A 20319-nucleotide genomic window follows, 5' to 3' on the forward strand; every position below is an offset into this window, starting at 1 on the left:
TTGAGTTGACAGCTCGGCGGGTTATCCTCGTAATTGTAGCCGTTCCCCCTTGAAGGGACCTGTTCGTTGCTATGCCGTCGGTGTTACCAGCACCGGCGGCATATTCTAATTTCTCATTTTTAATATATACCCGGATTGATTTAAAATCAACCAGTCTATCCAGCCTTATACTTTTGGTTAATAACAGTAATAAATGAAATTAACCATTTGATTTAATACTATTCAAGTTTTGAAAATAGGAAACTTATTCATCTCAACACTTCGTTTCCTCTAGTTAAATATAACTCCAAATACTTTGATTATCTCTAAAAGTGACAATTAGAAAATTTAAAGATTCCATTGTTTAACAAAAAAAATAAGAATAGAATAAGAAATAGATAAGAACTCTGAAGGGGTGAGGGCCTTGGAAGTTAAACTCTTTTACCGAACGCAACGGGATCTTGCCATTGCGCTGAACCAGCTCATTGATAGCTATTTCGAAGAGGAAATCCCGGAAAGAAAGCTGATAGAAAACATTGTAACTATTCATGAGAATAATAAGCACAAGCTAGTGAAAAATCACCAATTCACAACAGTTATTCAGCAACATTGTGGGAAGCGGCGCCTGGCAGTTGTGGAACGAGTCTTAGAAATGAAGTGAACAAAGAATCAGTATGGAGGAATGGAGCGCATGACACAAGAAATGAATTACTCATCTGTCCTGACGGGTGCCTCTTTCATGCTGTATGAATTCAAACAAGTGGCTGCTTTAAAAGAGCAAGGGTTAAGCGATGCGGAAATCCGCAAGAAAGCCATCGATGAAAACTTGTTTCAGCATGAAAAGATATCGAGTTTGCAGCGTGGATTTCCATCTATTCTGCGGCGAGTGAATGCTTTGGATGAGGAATTGCTGAAGCTTCTCGCTAATGAATCATTAGAAACTGCTAAAGTAATCAATCTATATGCCATTATGAAAACTGATCGCCTCTTCCATGAGTTCATGATTGAAGTAATAGAAGAGAAATTTCAAAATAATGACTACACGATAGAAAAAAAAGATGTGAATACGTACTTTACAACGAAAGCTGAGCAACATGAGTCCATCGCTAATTGGAAGGAAGCGACTATCCAAAAATTGAAGCTGGTATACATGAACATCTTGCTTGGTGCCGGCTTATTGGAAAGCAAAAAAACCGGGGAATTGAACCGATTAATAATTGATGACCAAATAAAAGACCATTTGCGGCGGATCGGCGATGCCCGGTACTTACAGGCAATGGGGGAATAAAGGAGGCGGCCGATGGCTACATTGAATGCACGGCTTGATAAGATCATCCCGAAAATCCGGGAGGACAAGTTCCTCGCAGGGCGCGGGCTTGGCAATGAAATCAGTTTTTATGTATTCGACTATGATCCGAAAGATGAACTTGCTGTTCGAGATCACATTGAATACATCAAAAAAGAGTTCAGCGGCGAGTACTCTGGAAGGAAAATTGCGGAGTTCGATTTATATAAGATGCTAATTGAAATTCTGAAAGAAAAGAATATCTTTGACCGGGTTTTTGATATGGAACAGCGGCAAGGAAAAGATGCGTTATTCAAAGCGATGACAACATTCGCTAAACCGGAAATCTTTTTATCAAAAATAAGAGAACAGCTCAATGACCACGACGTCATATTCTTAACCGGTGTTGGAAAGGTTTATCCATTCGTCCGCTCTCACAGTATCCTGAATAACTTGCAGGAAGTGGTCGACAAGACACCGGTCATCATGTTCTTTCCTGGAAAGTATGACGGTCAGTCATTACAGTTGTTCGGCAAATTTAAAGACGATAATTATTACAGAGCATTCCGGTTAGTTGATTAAACGTTAAAGAGGGGGATCTACATGCAAATTAAAGACATGTTCCAGAAAGATATCGAACGGGACATCCGGGGCGTCATTAAAGTCGCACAAACGAGTGAAGAAGATATTCATCAGGAACTCGATGAATATGTCGTAACAAAAGAATTACATAAGCATCTGTCGAAGTTCTATGAGAACTACCAAAAAGGTATAAATGGTAAGACCGATAAAATGGGTGTCTGGATTTCAGGTTTCTTCGGCTCTGGTAAATCTCACTTCCTGAAAATCCTGTCGTATCTTCTGAAAAACCAGGAAGTCAAAGGCAAACGACCGGTCGATTTCTTTGAAGATAAAGTACTAGATCCGCTTGTCTATGCCAATATGCAGAAAACAGCCGGTGTGGAGACGGAAACCATTCTGTTCAACATCGATGCGAAAGGCGGCTTGGACAATAAATCAAAAGAAGATGCAATTCTCCGCGTCTTCCTGAAAGTGTTTTACGAGCACCGAGGTTATTACGGGGATATTCCGGGCGTTGCTGAAATGGAGAAATACCTTGATGACCAAGGCGTTTACGGGGATTTCAAGGCAGCGTTCGAGACAGCTGCGGGTGAATCGTGGGAGGAACGCAGAAACTCGTTCTACTTCGATGCAGACTATGTAATCGGCGCATTAACAAAAGTGACGGATATGTCTGAAGACTCCGCCAGAAATTGGTTTGAGAATGGTGTTAATAATTACGAAATCAGCATCGAGAAGTTCGCAAAAGACGTAAAGGATTATGTCGATTCAAAAGGACCGAACTTCCACCTAATTTTCCTTGTCGATGAAGTCGGCCAGTATATCGGTGACAGCCGGAGCCTGATGCTGAACTTACAGACACTGACGGAGGAACTTGGAGCACATGCATATGGAAAAGTATGGGTGATGGTCACGTCTCAGGAAAGCATCGACAGCATCGTCAAAGTGAAAGGCGATGACTTTTCTCGTATCCAAGGCCGTTTTGACACACGCCTGTCGCTGTCTTCCATCTCAGTCGACGAAGTAATCAAAAAGCGGATTTTGCTGAAAAACGATGTTGCTGAGGATAAACTGGAAGCGATTTATCCAGAGAAAAGTGCGATTCTCAAAAATTTGATCTCCTTCAAAGAAAGCACGGCAGATCTCCGTGGCTTCGATAATGACCAAGAGTTTGCAGGGATGTATCCATTTGTTCCATACCAGTTCAAACTGCTGCAGAACGTATTCGAACAGATCCGGAAACATGGTTCTTCCGGTAAGCATTTATCCGAAGGTGAACGTTCTATGCTATCTGCCTTTAAAGAAGCGGCATTGCGCTATAAGGATGCGGAAGAAGGAATGCTCATTCCTTTCCATGCATTCTACGATACCATTAAGGAATTTCTGAATCCATCCGTCTCCCGTGTTATTGAAAGTGCGGCGGTCAATCCTGTGCTCGAAGATGATCAATTCAATATCGATCTGTTAAAAGTACTGTTCATGATCAAGTATGTGAAAGAACTGCCAGCGAATATCGATAACATTGCCACATTAATGGTAACGCAAATCGATGAAGACAAACTGGAGCTGAAAGAAAAAATCAAGACAAGCCTCCGGAAATTAATGACACAAACACTGATCCAGAAAAACGGGGATTTGTATGTATTCCTTACTGACGACGAGCAGGACATCAACCGGGAAATCAAGCAGCAGAACATTGACGAAGAAATCATTAAACGAGAGCTTGCAAATTATATTTTCCAGGACTTATACGACGACAAGCGCTTTAACTATAATCGTGAGTATTCGTTCGCGTTTAATCAAAAAATGGACGAAAAGAATTACGGCAACCAGACGGCGAGCATCGGCCTTCACGTGCTATCACCATTATCGGACCATTACCACAAATCTGATCAAGAACTCATGATGATGACGTCCGGTAACGGAGAGATGATTATCAAATTGGGCGGCACTGGCGCGTTTACGGAAGAGATGGAAGAAGCACTTCGCATCGAGGAGTATCGCAAGAAAAAGAACATCACGCAATTACCGGAGAACATTCAAAATATCTTGAACAATAAACAGGCCGAAGTGCGTGAACGTCGGCGCCGTGTCCGTGAATTGCTGGAAGATGCGATCAAGTCTGCAGCGTTTTATATCAACGGTGACCAAGCAGATGTCAAAGGCTCTTCTGTGAAAGAAAAAATCAATAGCGGTATGAAACAGCTTGTCGATAACGTCTACACAAAGTTGAACTACATCAAAGAACACACAGAAAACGAACGGGCGCTAATTTCTATCCTTTCCGCTGATTCAGATCAGTTGTCCCTCGATGGCCAGATGGACACGAATCCGAACACGGCTGCCAGACGGGAAGTCAAAGAATTCATTGATTTGCAAGACCAGATAAACAAGCAAGTGCGCGTAAAGTTGCTATATGACCGCTATCAGGACAAACCATACGGTTGGAAGCAGCTCGACGTCGCAGCGGTCATTGCTGAACTGCTGAAAGAGCAACAGATCCGCGTCCGTTACAACTCAGAGTACTTGGATCCTGAGACTGATACGAATAAATTACTGCAAGTATTCGGCAGACCAGCGGAAGCTGATAAAGGCATCATTTTGAAGCGAGTGAAGACAGACGAGAAACTGATTCGGACAGCAAAATCGATTTGCAAAGAAGTATTCAATACGACTGCCTTATCTGAAGACGAGGACGGATTGATCAAAGACATCCAGTTGCTTATTGAAAAACAGATATCAGATATTAATAGTCTGAAAGCACAATACCAGGGCAAAAAGTACCCGGGGTTAAGTCTGTTGGATAAAGGGCTCGAGTACTTCGGCGAATTTGATAACCGACTCGATAACGTCTCATTTCTGACAAAGCTGAAAGATCTCGAAGACGATTTATTAGACTGGGATGAAGACATAGAAAAGGTTCAGAGTTTCTTTAGATCAAATCAGAAAGAACTATTCGAGAAGGGTCTTCAGGAAACAAAGCAGTATGAGGAGAATGAGGCTTACCTGACGGATCAGGAGGCCAATACAGCTTATAGTAAGCTAAAAGGCATTTTGGAGAAGCCGGTCCCTTACAATGAAATCAAGGATATTCCGGAACTAGTGAATCAACTGCAAACGCAGTTCGAAGAGGCATTGGCCGAGAAAAAAGCAGAAGCTAAAACAAAAATTGAAAATCATCAGAAAGAGGTTATGTCTCAGGCCGGAGATTATGGTGTTGAACCGGAAACGAAAGCACAGGCTGAAAAGTATTATGGAAATTTACTTGAGAATCTCCAACAACAGAAGGATATCATCAAAGTAGATGCGGCGATCTCACAGAGTTCAAGCTTTAAAGAGAAGATCGAACGGCAGATTAGATGGGATATTGCTGAATGGAAACGGAAGAGAACGGTGGAGCCAGTTGACCCTGGCGGAAAAGTAGTGGAGCCGCCAACCGTGGAGCCTAATAAACATCAAATGCGGCTTAGAGAACTAACAAATGAAGTTACGATAATAAAGACAGAAGAAGACGTAGATAGATACATTAATCTGCTATCTACAAAACTAAAGAATATTATCAAATCCAATAAGCATATTGAATTCGTCGAGTAGAGGATGAAATGAGATGAACAAAACCGCATTGAAACGCTTCGCGACAGAAGCAAGAAGAGAACTATTGGAAAAAGTGGAACTGCAGGCGCGGAAAATCGGGATTACCGCAGAAGCGATCCAGCAAGCGGACGTTGAAAGCTCGGACGCTGTCTTTATCGACGGCAAACAGCTTTCCGATATAGAACGCCGGCAGCGCAATAAGCTTGTTGCACGAATTAATGACATCGGCTTCCGGCGGGTGATAGATGAAGCGGCATACACATGGTTCAACCGCTTCATCGCACTTCGCTTCATGGAAGTGAACGATTACTTGCCGACGAAAGTGCGGGTGCTGTCAACAGCAGAACCGGACAGCACAGAACCGGACATGATCAAAGAAGCACTGTCGCTTGACCTGGATATAGATAAAGAAAAAGTTTATGAATGGAAAGTGAACAACAATACAGATGCACTGTTCAAGTACCTCATCAAACAGCACTGCAACTACTTGAATCGCTATATGCCATTCATGTTCGAGACGATTGAAGACTATACGGAAATCCTGTTCCCGGAAGGGCTTCTCGGGACGGATTCCTTCGTGCGGAGAATGACAGATACCGACTTCATTCCTGAAGATAACTGGAATAAGGTTGAAATTGTAGGATGGCTTTATCAATACTATATTTCAGAAGAAAACGAGCGAGTTATTAGAGCGAAAAAGCGGTATAAAGCAGAAGAACTACCATTTGCTACACAATTATTCACGCCAGAATGGATTGTGCGCTACATGGTACAGAATGCTCTAGGACGATATTGGATTGAATCTCATCCTGAACATGAAGACCTGATTCAAAACTGGGAATTCTTTCTAAAAAGCCAAGAACCAGATGATGTTCTTCAGGAAAAGTTGACTCCTTATATTAATAAAGATCTTAATGTAGAAGACATAAAATGTTTTGATCCCGCGATGGGTAGTGGTCATATCTTGATCTATATGTTCGACGTGCTATATGAAATCTATAGCAGATGCGGTTACAGTGAACGGGAGATACCACGACTTATCATTGAGAATAATCTCTATGGTTTGGATATTGATGACCGAGCATATCAACTGGCCAGCTTTTCTACCGTAATGAAAGCTCTTCAGTATAATAAGCGCTTTTTGAGAAGTATAGTTCGAGATGGATTAGCGCTGAACTTTGCTGCAATCCAAGAGACGAATGCAATCAGCGATGAAGAAGTAGCTTTCTTGGCAGGAGAATCTTCAGGCAAGGATTACGAGTCAATGAAAGAATTCATTAGCCAATTCAGACATGCTAAAGCCATCGGTTCACTAATAAAACTTCAATCGCATGATGAGAATTTCCTATATGAGCGTGTGGCAGCAATTGAAACGCTTGAAGGAGATCTATTCGAGCAGGAGCTTAGAGATCGCACGCTCAACTTGTACAAGCAACTTATTCACCAAGCAAGTTTGATGAGCGGAAAGCACGATGTTTTTATCACAAATCCCCCGTATGCGGGTAATAAATATTTGACTCCGGAAGTAGCGGATTATTTAAAGGAAAACTATTTGGACGTAAAGGCAGATCTGTTCTCGTCATTTTTTGAGTATAGTTTTGATGTAACGAAAGAAAATGGACAAATAGGATTTATGTCTCCGTTTGTCTGGATGTTTATTTCCTCCTTCGAGAAATTTAGACAAAAAATGATCGGCCAAAAAACAATCAGTAGTTTAATCCAACTCGAGTATTCAGGTTTTGAGGGCGCCACAGTTCCTATTTGTACATTCACACTACGGAATTATAATAGCGAATTACTCGGTGAATATGTTAAGCTCACTGACTTTAGAGGATCAACTAATCAACCAACTAAGACGCTAGAGGCAGTAACAGAAGCTTCTGTGGACTATCGTTACTCTTTTGATCAAAGAAATTTTAGTGAAATTCCAGGAAGTCCAATTGCTTATTGGCTTAGCGAAGATTTTGTGAATATATTTATTGAAAACCAAAGAATTGGTGAAGTTGCAGTTACTAAACAGGGATCCACTATTGGTGATAATAATTCTTTTCTACGGCTATGGTTCGAAGTTAGTAACATGAAAAATGAGAAATGGGTTCCATGCTTGAAAGGTGGTTCTTATAGAAAATGGTATGGAAATCATGATTACCTAATCAATTGGGAAAACAACGGAGCAAGAATAAAAAGTACTGGAAGAGCAACAATACGAAGCGAAAAAATGTTATTTAGAGAAGGAATCTCTTGGTCAAACATAACTAGCGGTAAATCTTCTTTTAGAATAATGGAACCCGGATATTTTTTTGAAAGTACTTCGAGTGTGTGTTTTCCGAAAGAGAATAATTTATATATACTTGGTATGTTGAATACTAAAATTTCAGAAAGTGTAACAAAAATCCTAAATCCAACCCTACATTTACAATCTGGGAATGTTGCGGCTATGCCTTACTTGTATGATGAGAAAGTAGGCAAAGAAGTTGAGCGATTAGTAACTGGATGTATAGAGATAGCTAAATTCGATTGGGATTCTTATGAAAATTCGTGGAACTTTAAAATTCATCCCCTAATACGGTTTAAGAATAAAAATTTAAAACAGACATTTCAAGACTGGGAACAAAAAACAAATCACTTATCAAAAGAACTAAGACAAAAAGAGAATCGGATTAATGAAATATTTATTGAAAGTGCAAAATTAAATGATGAGTTTACTCCAGAAGTAGACGAAAGAGATTTAGGAGTACGGAAAGCAGATATAGGACGAGACATCAGAAGTTTTATCTCATATACAGTTGGGTGCTCTTTCGGTCGCTATTCTCTTGATGAGGAAGGCCTTGTTCATGCAGGAGGAGATTTCAATCCTTCTCGCTATAAGAGTGTCCCGGTAAATAAGGATAATATTTTACCGATATTGCCTGATGCTTATTTCGAGGATGATATCGTAACAAGGCTCGTCGACTTTGTCCAAACCACTTTTGGTGACGAAACACTCGAAGAAAATTTAGATTTTATTGCAGATGCAGTTAGCCGAAAGAAGAACGAAACAGCAAGAGAAGCTCTTCGACGCTATTTCTTGAATGATTTTTATAAGGACCATGTTCAAGTGTACAAGAAGCGACCAATATACTGGTTGTTCACTTCCGGTAAGGAGAAGGCATTCAATTGTCTCATCTATATGCACCGCTATGATAAGACGACGCTTTCTCGAATCCGTACAGATTATCTTCACGAAGTGCAGACACGGATGGATTCTGAAAAGAAGGATTTACTGCAAGTCATTGAAGGGGCTTCGACTGCCCAGGAAGTCACCGCAGCTAAAAAAGAGTTGAAAGTGCTCGATAAGAAAATCGATGAGCTGAAAGCGTATGATGAGCAACTTCATCATATGGCGGATATGCAGATTGAAATTGACCTTGATGACGGCGTGAAAGTGAACTACGCGAAGTTCGACGGGTTAGTGGCAAAAATATAATAGACCAGTTGATGATACACCAGCACCCGCTGGTGTATCATTGTTATAGTACGAGTTTTTATAAAGCAGGTGAGAAGAGTGAATATGCACCAAGTAGAAGCATCGCTGCAGGCGATATTTGATAAACCGCTGGAAGACGGAGAGAACCGACGAATCGTATTTTGGCTGGACCAGGACCGAGAGCTCAGCGAAGAAGTAGACCAACTGAAGTTAAATAACGTGAAATTCCATACACTTACGGAACGCAATCAATTCGCAACGAAATATTTGCTGGAGGAAGAGGATCTCGAATCATCATACTTAATCTATACGAATCTGGAACTGGATATCGAAGATAACTGGCTGGCGGATACCGTCCTTTATTCTAAAACGTTTTTTGCAGATCGTCTATCACTAATCCTCAGTGAACTGAAGATTGATCCGGCACTGCGTCCAGTGGTAAAGCGACATGAGAAGTTCTTTAACAATAAGGAACGGTTCCGGAAGTTCCAAGCTTATGGGATCGAGTCATTCACAGAAGAGACAACTGAACTCGCGATTATGAGTGTACTTTGTAACTTGAAGACGCCTGATTTTGAAGCTGTGCTGAAAACAGTACTATTGGACACGCTGGATAATGAAGACAATAAGTACATATCGGCCTTCAATAAATTTTTCGGAGTTGATATCTTCTGGAACTGGGTGGATCGCCGCTATGGCTATGAGCGTCCTGTGAAAACGCTAAAGACGTTATTTATTCACCTGGCTGTGACCGCATTCAGTCATTCTGTAGATGAGCGCTATCTTCAAAACGTAAAGGACTTTATCGCAGATCGACAAAAAGCGAATGCCCTTGTGTTCGTTGACCATTGGATGCACCATAAAGTGGATGAAACGGTGTTTAATGAATACGCGATGATGGCTGAGCAAGAGATCAATTTACCAACGCTGCTACAATCTGTGCCGATTGATGAGTTTAAACAGGCGGAAACATTCCCGTATATCGATAAAGCGATCATCATTCATATTGCCAATAGCTTGTTGGAGCAGCGGGAAGATTTCGAAGATTATTTGAAACTTATCCGTCTGCGACGGGCGAAGCATTATTACGAACAGTACAGAGCGATTTATGAAGCGCTGTATTATACCGTGAAACTGCAGGAATTCTATCTTGAACACAAGGCAGGACTTCCGCAGAGCAACGCGGCGGATTTATTCAAGGCGTACCGGGATACTTATCATTTGATGGACTTTTATTACCGGAAGTTCTACGTGGCATTTGATGAAGAAAGCAACCACGAGTTGTTGAAGAAACTGAAGGAGCTCGTGGAGCATGTGTATACAGACTGGTTTATGGGCGAACTGAATGCGCATTGGTCGCAGGCAGTGCGGGCAGATTTGGCCAATAGTTGGTCCTTGCCGAATGTCCAGAATCAGCAGCGATTTTATTCATCTGTTGTTTCTGATCATATTCAAAAAGGCGAGCGGGCGTTTGTCATTATTTCGGATGCGATGCGCTATGAAGTCGGTGTGGAATTGGCAGAACGGCTGAACAGCGGCACAATCGGCACTTGCGCCGTGGAGCCATTCCTGAGTGTTGTGCCTTCTGTTACGAAACTCGGTATGGCAGCTTTACTGCCACACCGGACCATTGACTTTGATGATAAAGGACGAGTACTTGTTGACGGTAAGGATTCATCGGGACTCGAAAACCGGCAAAAGATTTTGGAATCATATGAGCCGGAAAGTCTCGCTATTCACTTCCGGGATATTTTTACGATGAATAAAGCCGGCCGACGTGAAACATTCAAAGGCAAGAAGCTGGTTTATATTTACCACGATACGATTGATGCAACAGGTGATAAGGCAAGCACGGAGGCATCCACATTCGGTGCGGTAGAGCAAAGCTTGGATCAGCTGGCTGATCTCGTGAAAATTATCCGGGATGATTTAAGCGGGACGAATATTTACATTACGGCGGACCACGGGTTCATTTACCAGCGGGAAGAACTGGCGGAAAGCGATAAGATTGTTAAAGAAGCGATAGAAGCCATCGAAGTAAAACGCCGGTATATGTTATCGCCCGAGAATCGGGAAATTGATGGTCAGCTAACGGTGGATTTGTCGAGCGTGGTGAAAAATGAACAGGGATTGGTTACCTATATGCCGAACGGGACAATCCGGAACCGGATGCAAGGATCCGGCGTCAATTTCGTCCATGGCGGTGCCAGCCTCCAGGAAGTCGTCGTTCCACTCCTAACTTTCAAAAATAAACGATCTGGCCAACGTGGTATGCAAGCGATCCAGAAAGTGGACATCAAGCTTACAAGCTCGATTCGAAAAATCACGAACAGCATTTTTAATTTGGAATTTTTCCAGACGGAGAAAGTGGAAGACAAACGAGTACCGCGTACAGTCACCATACAAATGGAAGATGCGGAAGGAATCGTATTGTCGAACGCAGAAACGATCATCGGTGACCGGACGAACGACAAGCCGGCTGAACGGATGTTCCGGTTGCAGTTTGTGCTGAAAAGCATTTCATATGACCGCGCAAAGGCGTATTACCTGGTTAGCAAGGATGTTGAGACCGGTGCAATTGTAGAGAAAGTGCCATTCTCAATCAATTTGGGCATCGTCAGCGATTTCGATTTTTGATGTAGGGGGTAGAATGAATGGAAGAAAAGACACTCGATTTAGACGGCAAGCTGAATGATGTATTTGCCGGCCGCGTCGTCCGGAAGGATCTAACGAAACTCATTAAAGAAGGCGCGAACGTGCCAGTCTACGTGCTTGAATACCTGCTCGGCATGTATGCCGCAACTGACGACGAGGAAAGCATCCAGCAGGGAGTAGAGCGAGTGAAGAAAATCCTGTCGGATAATTTCGTTCGTCCGGATGAAGCGGAAAAGGTGAAATCCCGAATCCGCGAGTTAGGGCAATACTCAATCATCGATAAAGTGACAGTTGCGCTAAATCCAAAGATCGATACGTACGAAGCAGAGTTTTCGAACCTTGGTTTGAAAGGTGTGCCCATTGCTGCAAATTACGTAAAGGAGTTTGATAAGCTCCTCGTCGGCGGTATTTGGTGTATGGTCAAAATCGATTATTTCTATGATGAAGAACTGCGGTCGATGAATCCTTTTAGCGTCAGCAGCCTGCAGCCGATTCAAATGCCAAACATGGACCTTAATGAAGTATTCGAGGGACGTCGTCATTTTACAAAAGACGAGTGGATTGATGCATTGATTCGTTCAACGGGGATGGAGCCGACGCAACTAGAAGAGCGAGTGAAGTGGCATTTGCTGCTCCGGCTCGTTCCGCTTGTTGAGAATAACTTCAATATGTGTGAGCTCGGGCCAAGGGGGACAGGGAAATCGCATGTCTATAAGGAGATTTCGCCAAACTCAATTTTAGTATCAGGGGGGCAATCAACAGTCGCCAATCTTTTCTATAATATGTCTTCTCGAAAAATCGGTCTCGTCGGTATGTGGGACTGTGTCGCATTTGATGAGGTGGCCGGAATCCGTTTTAAGGATAAAGACGGTATCCAGATCATGAAGGACTATATGGCTTCTGGATCCTTTGCAAGAGGAAAAGAAGAAAAGAACGCTTCCGCTTCCATGGTCTTTGTCGGGAATATCAATCAAAGTGTCGATGTGCTCCTGAAGACATCTCATCTCTTCGCTCCATTCCCGGAAGAAATGGCGAGTGACACGGCATTCTTCGACCGGATGCATCATTACATGCCAGGATGGGAAATCCCGAAAATGCGTCCGGATTTTTTCACTGATCGATATGGTTTCATCGTTGATTATGTAGCGGAATTTTTCCGGGAAATGCGGAAGCGTTCGTTTGCGGACTCGATTGATCGATACTTCAAGTTGGGAAACAACCTGAACCAGCGGGACACCATTGCGGTCCGTAAAACGGTATCTGGTATGGTTAAACTCATCTACCCGAATGGTGAATACACGAAAGAGGATATCGAAGAAATCTTGAGGTATGCACTGGAAGGCCGTCGCCGTGTGAAAGAACAGCTGAAGAAAATTGGCGGGATGGAATTCTACGATGTCATGTTCTCTTATATCGATAAAGAATCCTTGGAAGAAGAATTCGTCTCCGTCCCAGAACAAGGCGGCGGGAAACTGATTCCTGAAGGTATGGGCAAGCCGGGTCATGTCTACGTCGTCGGGCAAAGCGACTCCGGCATGATCGGTGTATATAAGCTTGAGAACCAAGTATTCAGCGGCACTGGAAAGTTCAATAAAACGGGAGTGAATGCTCACCGTGGAGCAAGAGAAAATCTTGACACAGCTTTCCGCTACTTCACCGCAAATAGCAAAAGCATCAGCAATACCATCACGACTAAAACGAAAGATTATATGATGTATATCAGTGATCTACAGGGAATCGGGTTGACCGAGCAGCTGGGTATTGCAGAACTGATCGGTCTCTGTTCAGCAGCGTTGGAAAAACCAGTTCAGGATAGCACAGTGATTATTGGAAACATGACAGTAGGCGGGACGATCTCGAAGGTAGAGGAATTCGCGAACGTATTGCAAGTGTGTGTGGATGCAGGTGCGAAGCGAGTGCTGATACCAGCAGCGTCGGTAGTAGATTTTCAGACAGTGCCGTCGGATTTGTTGGTTAAGATCACGCCGATGTTTTACTCGGATCCGATTGATGCAGTGTATAAGGCGCTGGGAGTTCAATAATTAGAATTTAAAAACTTACTTACTCTTTAAAAAATGATGTGGCAGGAACATTTATACTAAAGAAATAATAAATGCTAGATGTAGAGTTTTAGAGGTGGAATGGAGTAAGATGTGTAAGATAGGATATATAGAATGAGAAATCTAAGTGATATATTAGAAGATACTTTCTTGTTAGATTTATGAGGTGTTATGCGGTTTTTTATTATGCAGATTTTATAAATTAGGTAGCTATAATGAAAAGAAGGTGAAATATTATGACTCAAATTAAATCATTTAGAGTAAAAAAGTATAGAGGAATTGATACAAGTAGCTTCGAAGGGTTATCGAATATTAACTTGTTTGTAGGAGATAATAATACTGGCAAGACATCAATTCTAGAAGCGCTACAATTAATGTCTAATACTCCTCCTAAACAGAACTTTTTAACTGTATCTAGATTAAGAGAGAGAAGTATCATGCCCTATAGATATGGTACTTCATCTATGGAGCTATTAGAATGGTTATTCCCAAAAAACAAACAGAAGGAATTAGAAAGTATAAGTCTCTCTTTTGAAAAGGGTGAAGAAAAACTTGATTTCACATGGGAGCCTAGTTTTGAAGAGGTTTATGAAAGCCAACTAAAATCTAATTTTCATGATTCAAGAATTAAACAAGAAGAATTAGAATATGAAAATATGCTTGATTTAGACGAAGAAACTGAAATAAAAGTATTAAATGTGACTATGAGAGCGAAAAGAAATGATGTGGAATTGTCAACTATAGATTTTAGCTTTATTGAGTCAGCTATTAGACCAGCATTAAATTCTGATTCTCCGATTCATTCTTATCACAGTCGTTTCATATCTTCTGTTGACCATAGGCTGATTCCTTTTTCAGCAAAAGCATTTAATGACTTAATTAAGTCAGGGCATAGAGATCTTTTAATTGAAATACTACAAAGATTTGATAAGAAAATTCATAATATAGAGTTGTTGATGGATGATGGAGTCGGTCGAAGATCTGTAGCTGTCCCATACATCGCTCACGAAGATTTAGGTTTAGTTCCTATGTCGATGTTCGGAGATGGATTAAGAAAAGCTGTAACGTTAACGTTAGCAGTTATTTCTTCAAAGTCTGAAGTTCTTTTGATTGATGAGATTGAAACAGGAATCCACACAGATATGATGAGTTCGTTCTTTCAGTGGTTTAATACATTATGTAAAAAATATGATGTTCAAGTCTTTGCTACCACTCATAGTTTAGAAGCGTTAGATGGTCTATTGAAAATCAACCAAGGGGATTTTGATAGAATTGTAGTATATAGATTAGAAAAAAGAAACGGAACAACAAAAGTTAAGCGGTTTTCTGGCGAACAACTTCATAAGGTGCGTTTTATTCTCGGACAGGAAGTAAGATGACTATGAGCAAATACTATTTTTTTGTTGTGGAAGGTGTCCATGACACTGCAGCTATTGGGAAAATTTTAAGAAAAAAAGGGTTTAGTAACAAAAGGCTTATGAAAGATGTCGATAGCTATTGGGAGAGGATAATTCCAAAGAGTTTCCCTCACAATGGAGATTTGCAGAAAAGAGTTCCCACACCTGACTTTTATCAAAATGATGCTGTTTCAATAGGTGTGTTAAATGCGGGAGGAGAAACAGAAATAGCATCCGCTATCGAAGGTTCACTGCTTAATCTATCTATTGATGATTTAAATGGAATAGCAATTTTTTGTGATGCCGATTCTTTGGAAGCCAAAGACAAATTCGATTACATCTACAAAAGCATTCAAAATATTGAAGATGAAGAGATTCGGAACTTTTTTTATGATGTACAATTCAATAATATAAAAAATTCAAACTGCAAAGCAGGAATCTTTATTTTCCCTGATAATAATTCGACTGGGACTTTAGAAGATTTTCTCCTATTAGGTGGAGAAAGAGAATATGCTGACTTATATGATTCAGCACAGCTTTATATTGAGAATATACCCGATACATATACTAGCAAGTGGAAACCTTCGAGTAAAAACAAAGTACTGGTTGGAGTTATAGCAAATGTATTAAAACCAGGAAAGGCAAACCAAGTTTCTATTTTAGACAATGAATGGATTACAGAGGAATCATTGAAAGATACCAATCAGAAAGAACTAAAGGGTTTTTTGGATAATTTACTAATATAAGGCAAGTTAGGAATCAGGTCCCTGTGTCAAACACAATTCACTACAATATAATCTAACTCAAGATTCTGCTCCAATCTAATACCACCTGCTTCAATATTTGATAGTCACAGCGGGATGCTTGTGTCTCTCTTGAGTAAGAAAAGTGCGACATATCTATACACAATGACGAAAACCGCCGTTCCCTTCCTGAGACCGGCGTTTTTTTTACATTAAAAGCCCGGAACAGGTAGCGCCATCCACCCGTTTTCAGGGCGATGAAACGACTAAACTTAACGAACAGAGACAACGCATGAAATAGGAAGAGTTCAAGCGGATAAAAGAAGCGACGTATTTATCGACGGAAAAGACTGCGACACATCGGGCGATTCTATGTTTCTTTTACATTAGCATGAACGGATGAAGGAGTTTTTAGTGCTGGTGTATTTTGCATTACACAGCTGGAGGGAGTGTTCGCGCAACTTAAGGGCTACATGACGTTCGAGGACTATGCGATGGAGGAGCTCCACGGGGATTTGACACAGCTTATGAAACTGTAGTTTTTGTTAAAACAACCGTCCTGTTCTATTCGTAATCAGTGATTAAGGAAAAAAACAACATTGGTTTCTGGCTCAGTGCGACGGGAAATTGAAAAGCTGTTCGTAAGAAAAGGCACTTAAATTTAAATGACTGAACAGAATAAGAGACTTGAGAATCAATGTCTGAATAGACCAATGTACTTATTGTAACCTAATTCAAATTTACTATTATTTTACAACCAGTTGTACTATAATTATGATAACAATTATTGAAATATTGGAGAAAATCGATGGAAAAATTCACAGCAAACTATTGTTACTCGAATTCAAATTTCATCATTGCCGGCTTGCCCGCCAAGAAAGTCATACACGAGCACACTAATCTGTGTAACGTCGTGCAAAATTTGATTTGTAGAGGCAACCCTACAATCGCATCTGACTTCTTACGGAATGAGTTTGGGTTGAAACGGAAGTATATCGAGGAATTGGCGGAAGTGAAGTTCCTTTCTAATGAGGATCTGGATTGGGAACGTTCAATCAAAGGTGATGATGGCAATTTTGATTACCCGGCGTTGCAGTTTTATGATGACCTAAAACAGATTTTGAATTCAGCCGGTTTTATCCGAAACTTGGTCTGTGCTGAATATCCGATAACTGAAATTCTGCCTGACACAAGCCAAGAGTTCGCGAAACAACAAGTCGATTTCTACATTCCGTTAATGAAAACGGTCATTGAAGTGGATGGGAACGGGCATAAGAATCAGCTGGAGTTAGATAAGAAACGGGATATAGCGCTACGAAAAGAAGGAATTGACGTAATCCGGATTTCCACAAAGGAAATCAGACAGCGGGATTACGCACGGTTCAAAAATGAGTTCAGAGAAATTTATAAGAAGTACATAGATAAGATTAAACAATATGAGTATGCGCTGAATGCAGATCAGAGCCAATTCAAGATTCAGCAAGGTCTATCAACTATCGCAAGGTTTCAGGTATTTGTGTTGGAACTTCTCGATAGGGGTGTCTTGTCTCTTTCCAGTCCGGCATGGCAATTCCAAGTCAAGGAAGATAACGATCGACAATTGTTGAAGCTTGCCCTGAAAGACTTGAATTACTGGATACAGAACGTAGCTTCATTGTTTAACACGCGAGTTTCACTGCCAAAGACTTTAATCAGTATAAGTAAGAAAAATCAACAAAAGGCGGAAGACAAAGGTGTAATCCGGATTGACCAAAATTTATGCAAGCGGTGGGATGATGAAGTTCAGGAAGAGGGCCTCTACTTTATCCGGACGGATTTTGATGATGAAGCGAATTACTTCAAGCTGAAAACGAATGAAACTGTTGTTTACTCGCTCAGCGCGGAAACACATGGCCGTAACTTACGGTTTCTATTGGCAAACCTTTTTGGTTTCCAGGATTTCAATGGCGGCCAGCTGGAGATCATCATCAATTGTTTGAATGGTCAAGATACCATCGGGCTCCTTCCGACAAGCGGCGGAAAATCCTTAACGTATCAATTATGTGTTTTACTTCAGCCTGCGATCAGTTTTGTAGTGGTACCGATAAAATCATTGATGGTTGACCAGATTGAGAATCTGAAGCAGAAACATCATATTACGCATGCCAGTTACATAAACGGAGATTTAAAATCCCGCGAAGCCTCGGAGCGATTGAATGCATTCTCGGAAGGAAAGTATTCCTTTATGGTGATCTCGCCGGAGCGGTTCCAAATGCAAGGGTTCCGTGATGAGCTCGAAACGATTAACCGGAAGAGCGCATTGGCGCTGGCGGTTATTGATGAAGTGCATTGCTTATCAGAATGGGGGCATGACTTCCGGACATCTTATTTAGCTCTTGCAAATACGATCAGAAAATACGCGCCTTCCACGAGATTTTTGGCGCTTACTGCGACAGCTTCATCAAAAGTACTTAAAGATGTGATGAGTGAGTTGGAAATTTCCAGTAAAGATGTCGTTACCATCTCTTCATTCACTAGACCGGAACTTAAATTCGACATTATGCCTGTCACCAAAAAGAATAGAAAAGAATCATTAGTGGAAGTGCTGAGGTCCATTTCTGCGACTCATGCGGAGAGCGACCAAAAAGGACCGACTGTCGTCTTCACGCAAGTGGTAAATGGAAAAGAGGGTTGTTATGAATTAAGCCATTTAGCGGAAATAGCTGCCAATGTCAGAACAGGCTATTATTCAGGAAGCCAGCCTAAAAAGTACACGGGTCGTTCTTATACGGAAGATAAAGACCGGACACAAAGAATGTTCATGAATGATGAAATCGATTCCTTGTTTGCCACAAAAGCGTTTGGTATGGGCATTGATAAAGCAAACATCAGGCATACCATCCACTACGGTATTCCGAATTCTCTCGAATCGTTTTATCAAGAGGCCGGACGGGCCGGGAGAGATAAATATCCTTCCAGATGTCTTGTTCTTTATACAAAGGACGACCTCACTCCTTTTCAGGAAAAAGCATTATTCAGTCTCGAAACGAATACAGCTGCAATTGAAAAGGCAAGGAAAGAAGTTTCCGGCGATTTGAGCACCCTCTTGTTTTTCATGAAAGAGAACTTAATGGAAGTTGAACGGGAAGCTCAACAGATTACAGCCTTTTATGATAAAAACATCGCTAATAAAAAAGGTACGGTGAGAATCGGATTTGGCCAAAAAGAAGATGCGGAAAAAATGATCTATAAGCTGGCGTTGATCGGAATAGTAGAAGATTGGACCAATGATTGGAGAAGCAGGCATTATGAGGTCGAGCTGGCTGACTGGACAGAAGCATCAGTCATCGGGAAACTGTCGGAACATATACGAAAGTACGACTACGGCTTTTCCGTCTCAGAAAACCAATTGACAGCAAGTGATGAACCATTTGTCAAAAAAGTCCTTCTCATTCTTCTTCAGTGGTACAACGACAATATCATTTATTCCAGAAAAAGATCCATGTTGTTAATGAAACAAGTGGCAGATGAATTTACCGATAGTGAATCGCTCCAGAAGAGAATTGAGACATATTTTAAACGCAACGATGATGTTTATTTCCTGGAAAATACAGCAGCTAAAAAAGAAAAGATTAAGGATTGGTATCGAGTTTTCTATGTTCAGGAGGAAGGAAAAGAGGATGTGCCTCGGGCTATAAATTCTATCGATGAGCTTGAAATTACACTTGGCCGCTTCCTTGAAAGTTACCGGGATGATATCAGCTTGAATCTAATTTCAGGGTTTGTTCAGCTAGTGAAGAATAATTTTGAATCTGTGGATGGAAGAGCGCGAATGGGTGCAGCGGTAACGAGAATTGTTCAAATGGAAGACAAGGACAGACAGGAAATGATCGGTTCAATTTTAAAGATTTCTGACCTGTATCTAAATGATGGACAAAAGCAAGAGCTAAGCAACACCTTGATCAGCAACGGGCTCAACCAAATGGCTGATTTAAAATTGATCCATCGGCGGCTTCAGGATGAATTCAGTTATGGAAGCATGGTGAAAGAGCTCTATTCTGTCATAAAAGAGAGAGCGGGAGGGGGATACCCATGGGAAATGTAGACCATATCGAACAGCTGGAAGAATATATCGACGTATTAGGCGAGGAAGTTGAACGCGTCAAAAAGGCATCCGAGTACCTGAAGATGATCGAACGATTCCAGGAGGATGTATCCAAAACATCGGCAGGATTGCTGCAGACAAAGAAACAGCTAAAGATTCACCAAGAAACAGTAGAAGGAAAGTTGGAATTATTCCAGACCTCCTCGAGAAATATAGAAGCGCGCCAGCAATCGATTGAAAATGGGCAATCGGTTCTTCTGAAGAAGTTAGAGCAAGTTACTGAAGAGAACCTGAAGTTAAACAAGCAATTGCTTCGTTGGCAGGATAATCAAAAAGCGGAGTTGAAGAAAGCTTCTACCGAAAGAAAGAAATTTCTGTGGGCGGGAATGGCCGTTAACTTATTAATCGGGGGAGGAGTAATTTATTTGCTGTTAGTTTAAATTGCTTGAAATATTCCAATGAAAGGGCATAGAG

General features: G+C 41.3%; 11 protein-coding genes. All 11 read left to right on the forward strand.

The genetic code is table 11. The annotated features are described in order from the left end of the window. Positions 1-394: 394 nt before the first annotated feature. Entirely contained in the window at positions 395-640 is a 246-nt protein-coding gene (locus tag B0X71_RS03340; protein WP_232336771.1) for a TIGR04540 family protein, read from the forward strand. 30 nt (positions 641-670) lie between these two features. Further along, the gene (locus tag B0X71_RS03345; RefSeq protein WP_077588115.1) at positions 671-1267 is read left to right on the forward strand and encodes a DUF1819 family protein; all 597 of its coding nucleotides are present in this window, start codon (positions 671-673) and stop codon (positions 1265-1267) included. A gap of 12 nt (positions 1268-1279) precedes the next feature. After that, positions 1280-1846 (forward strand): DUF1788 domain-containing protein, encoded by a 567-nt coding sequence (locus B0X71_RS03350; RefSeq protein WP_077588116.1) that lies wholly within the window; start codon positions 1280-1282, stop codon positions 1844-1846. Positions 1847-1867: 21 nt separating this feature from the next. Further along, positions 1868-5440 carry a BREX system P-loop protein BrxC gene (brxC, locus tag B0X71_RS03355; RefSeq protein ID WP_077588117.1) on the forward strand — a complete coding sequence of 1191 codons (3573 nt, stop codon included), beginning with the start codon at positions 1868-1870 and terminating at the stop codon, positions 5438-5440. Between the two features lie 13 nt (positions 5441-5453). Continuing rightward, the gene (gene pglX / locus B0X71_RS03360; protein ID WP_077588118.1) at positions 5454-8906 is read left to right on the forward strand and encodes a BREX-1 system adenine-specific DNA-methyltransferase PglX; all 3453 of its coding nucleotides are present in this window, start codon (positions 5454-5456) and stop codon (positions 8904-8906) included. 84 nt (positions 8907-8990) lie between these two features. Then, positions 8991-11543 carry a BREX-1 system phosphatase PglZ type A gene (gene pglZ, locus B0X71_RS03365; protein WP_332309473.1) on the forward strand — a complete coding sequence of 851 codons (2553 nt, stop codon included), beginning with the start codon at positions 8991-8993 and terminating at the stop codon, positions 11541-11543. 17 nt (positions 11544-11560) lie between these two features. Beyond that, entirely contained in the window at positions 11561-13603 is a 2043-nt protein-coding gene (gene brxL / locus B0X71_RS03370) for a protease Lon-related BREX system protein BrxL (RefSeq protein WP_077588120.1), read from the forward strand. A gap of 254 nt (positions 13604-13857) precedes the next feature. Further along, complete coding sequence (locus tag B0X71_RS03375; RefSeq protein WP_077588121.1) at positions 13858-15000, forward strand: AAA family ATPase; 1143 nt, start codon at positions 13858-13860, stop codon at positions 14998-15000. Positions 15001-15002: 2 nt separating this feature from the next. After that, on the forward strand, positions 15003-15764 hold the full coding sequence (locus tag B0X71_RS03380) for a DUF3226 domain-containing protein (protein ID WP_077588122.1): 762 nt from the start codon (positions 15003-15005) through the stop codon (positions 15762-15764). Between the two features lie 976 nt (positions 15765-16740). After that, on the forward strand, positions 16741-19845 hold the full coding sequence (locus B0X71_RS03385) for a RecQ family ATP-dependent DNA helicase (protein WP_232336772.1): 3105 nt from the start codon (positions 16741-16743) through the stop codon (positions 19843-19845). Next, a complete protein-coding gene (locus B0X71_RS03390) occupies positions 19833-20285 on the forward strand; it encodes a hypothetical protein (RefSeq protein ID WP_077588124.1) in 453 nt (150 codons plus the stop codon). The genes B0X71_RS03385 and B0X71_RS03390 overlap by 13 nt, the downstream gene beginning before the upstream one ends. The last annotated feature ends 34 nt before the right edge of the window (positions 20286-20319 follow it).

Origin of the sequence: Planococcus lenghuensis (assembly GCF_001999905.1) — a bacterium.
Lineage (GTDB): Bacteria > Bacillota > Bacilli > Bacillales_A > Planococcaceae > Indiicoccus > Indiicoccus lenghuensis.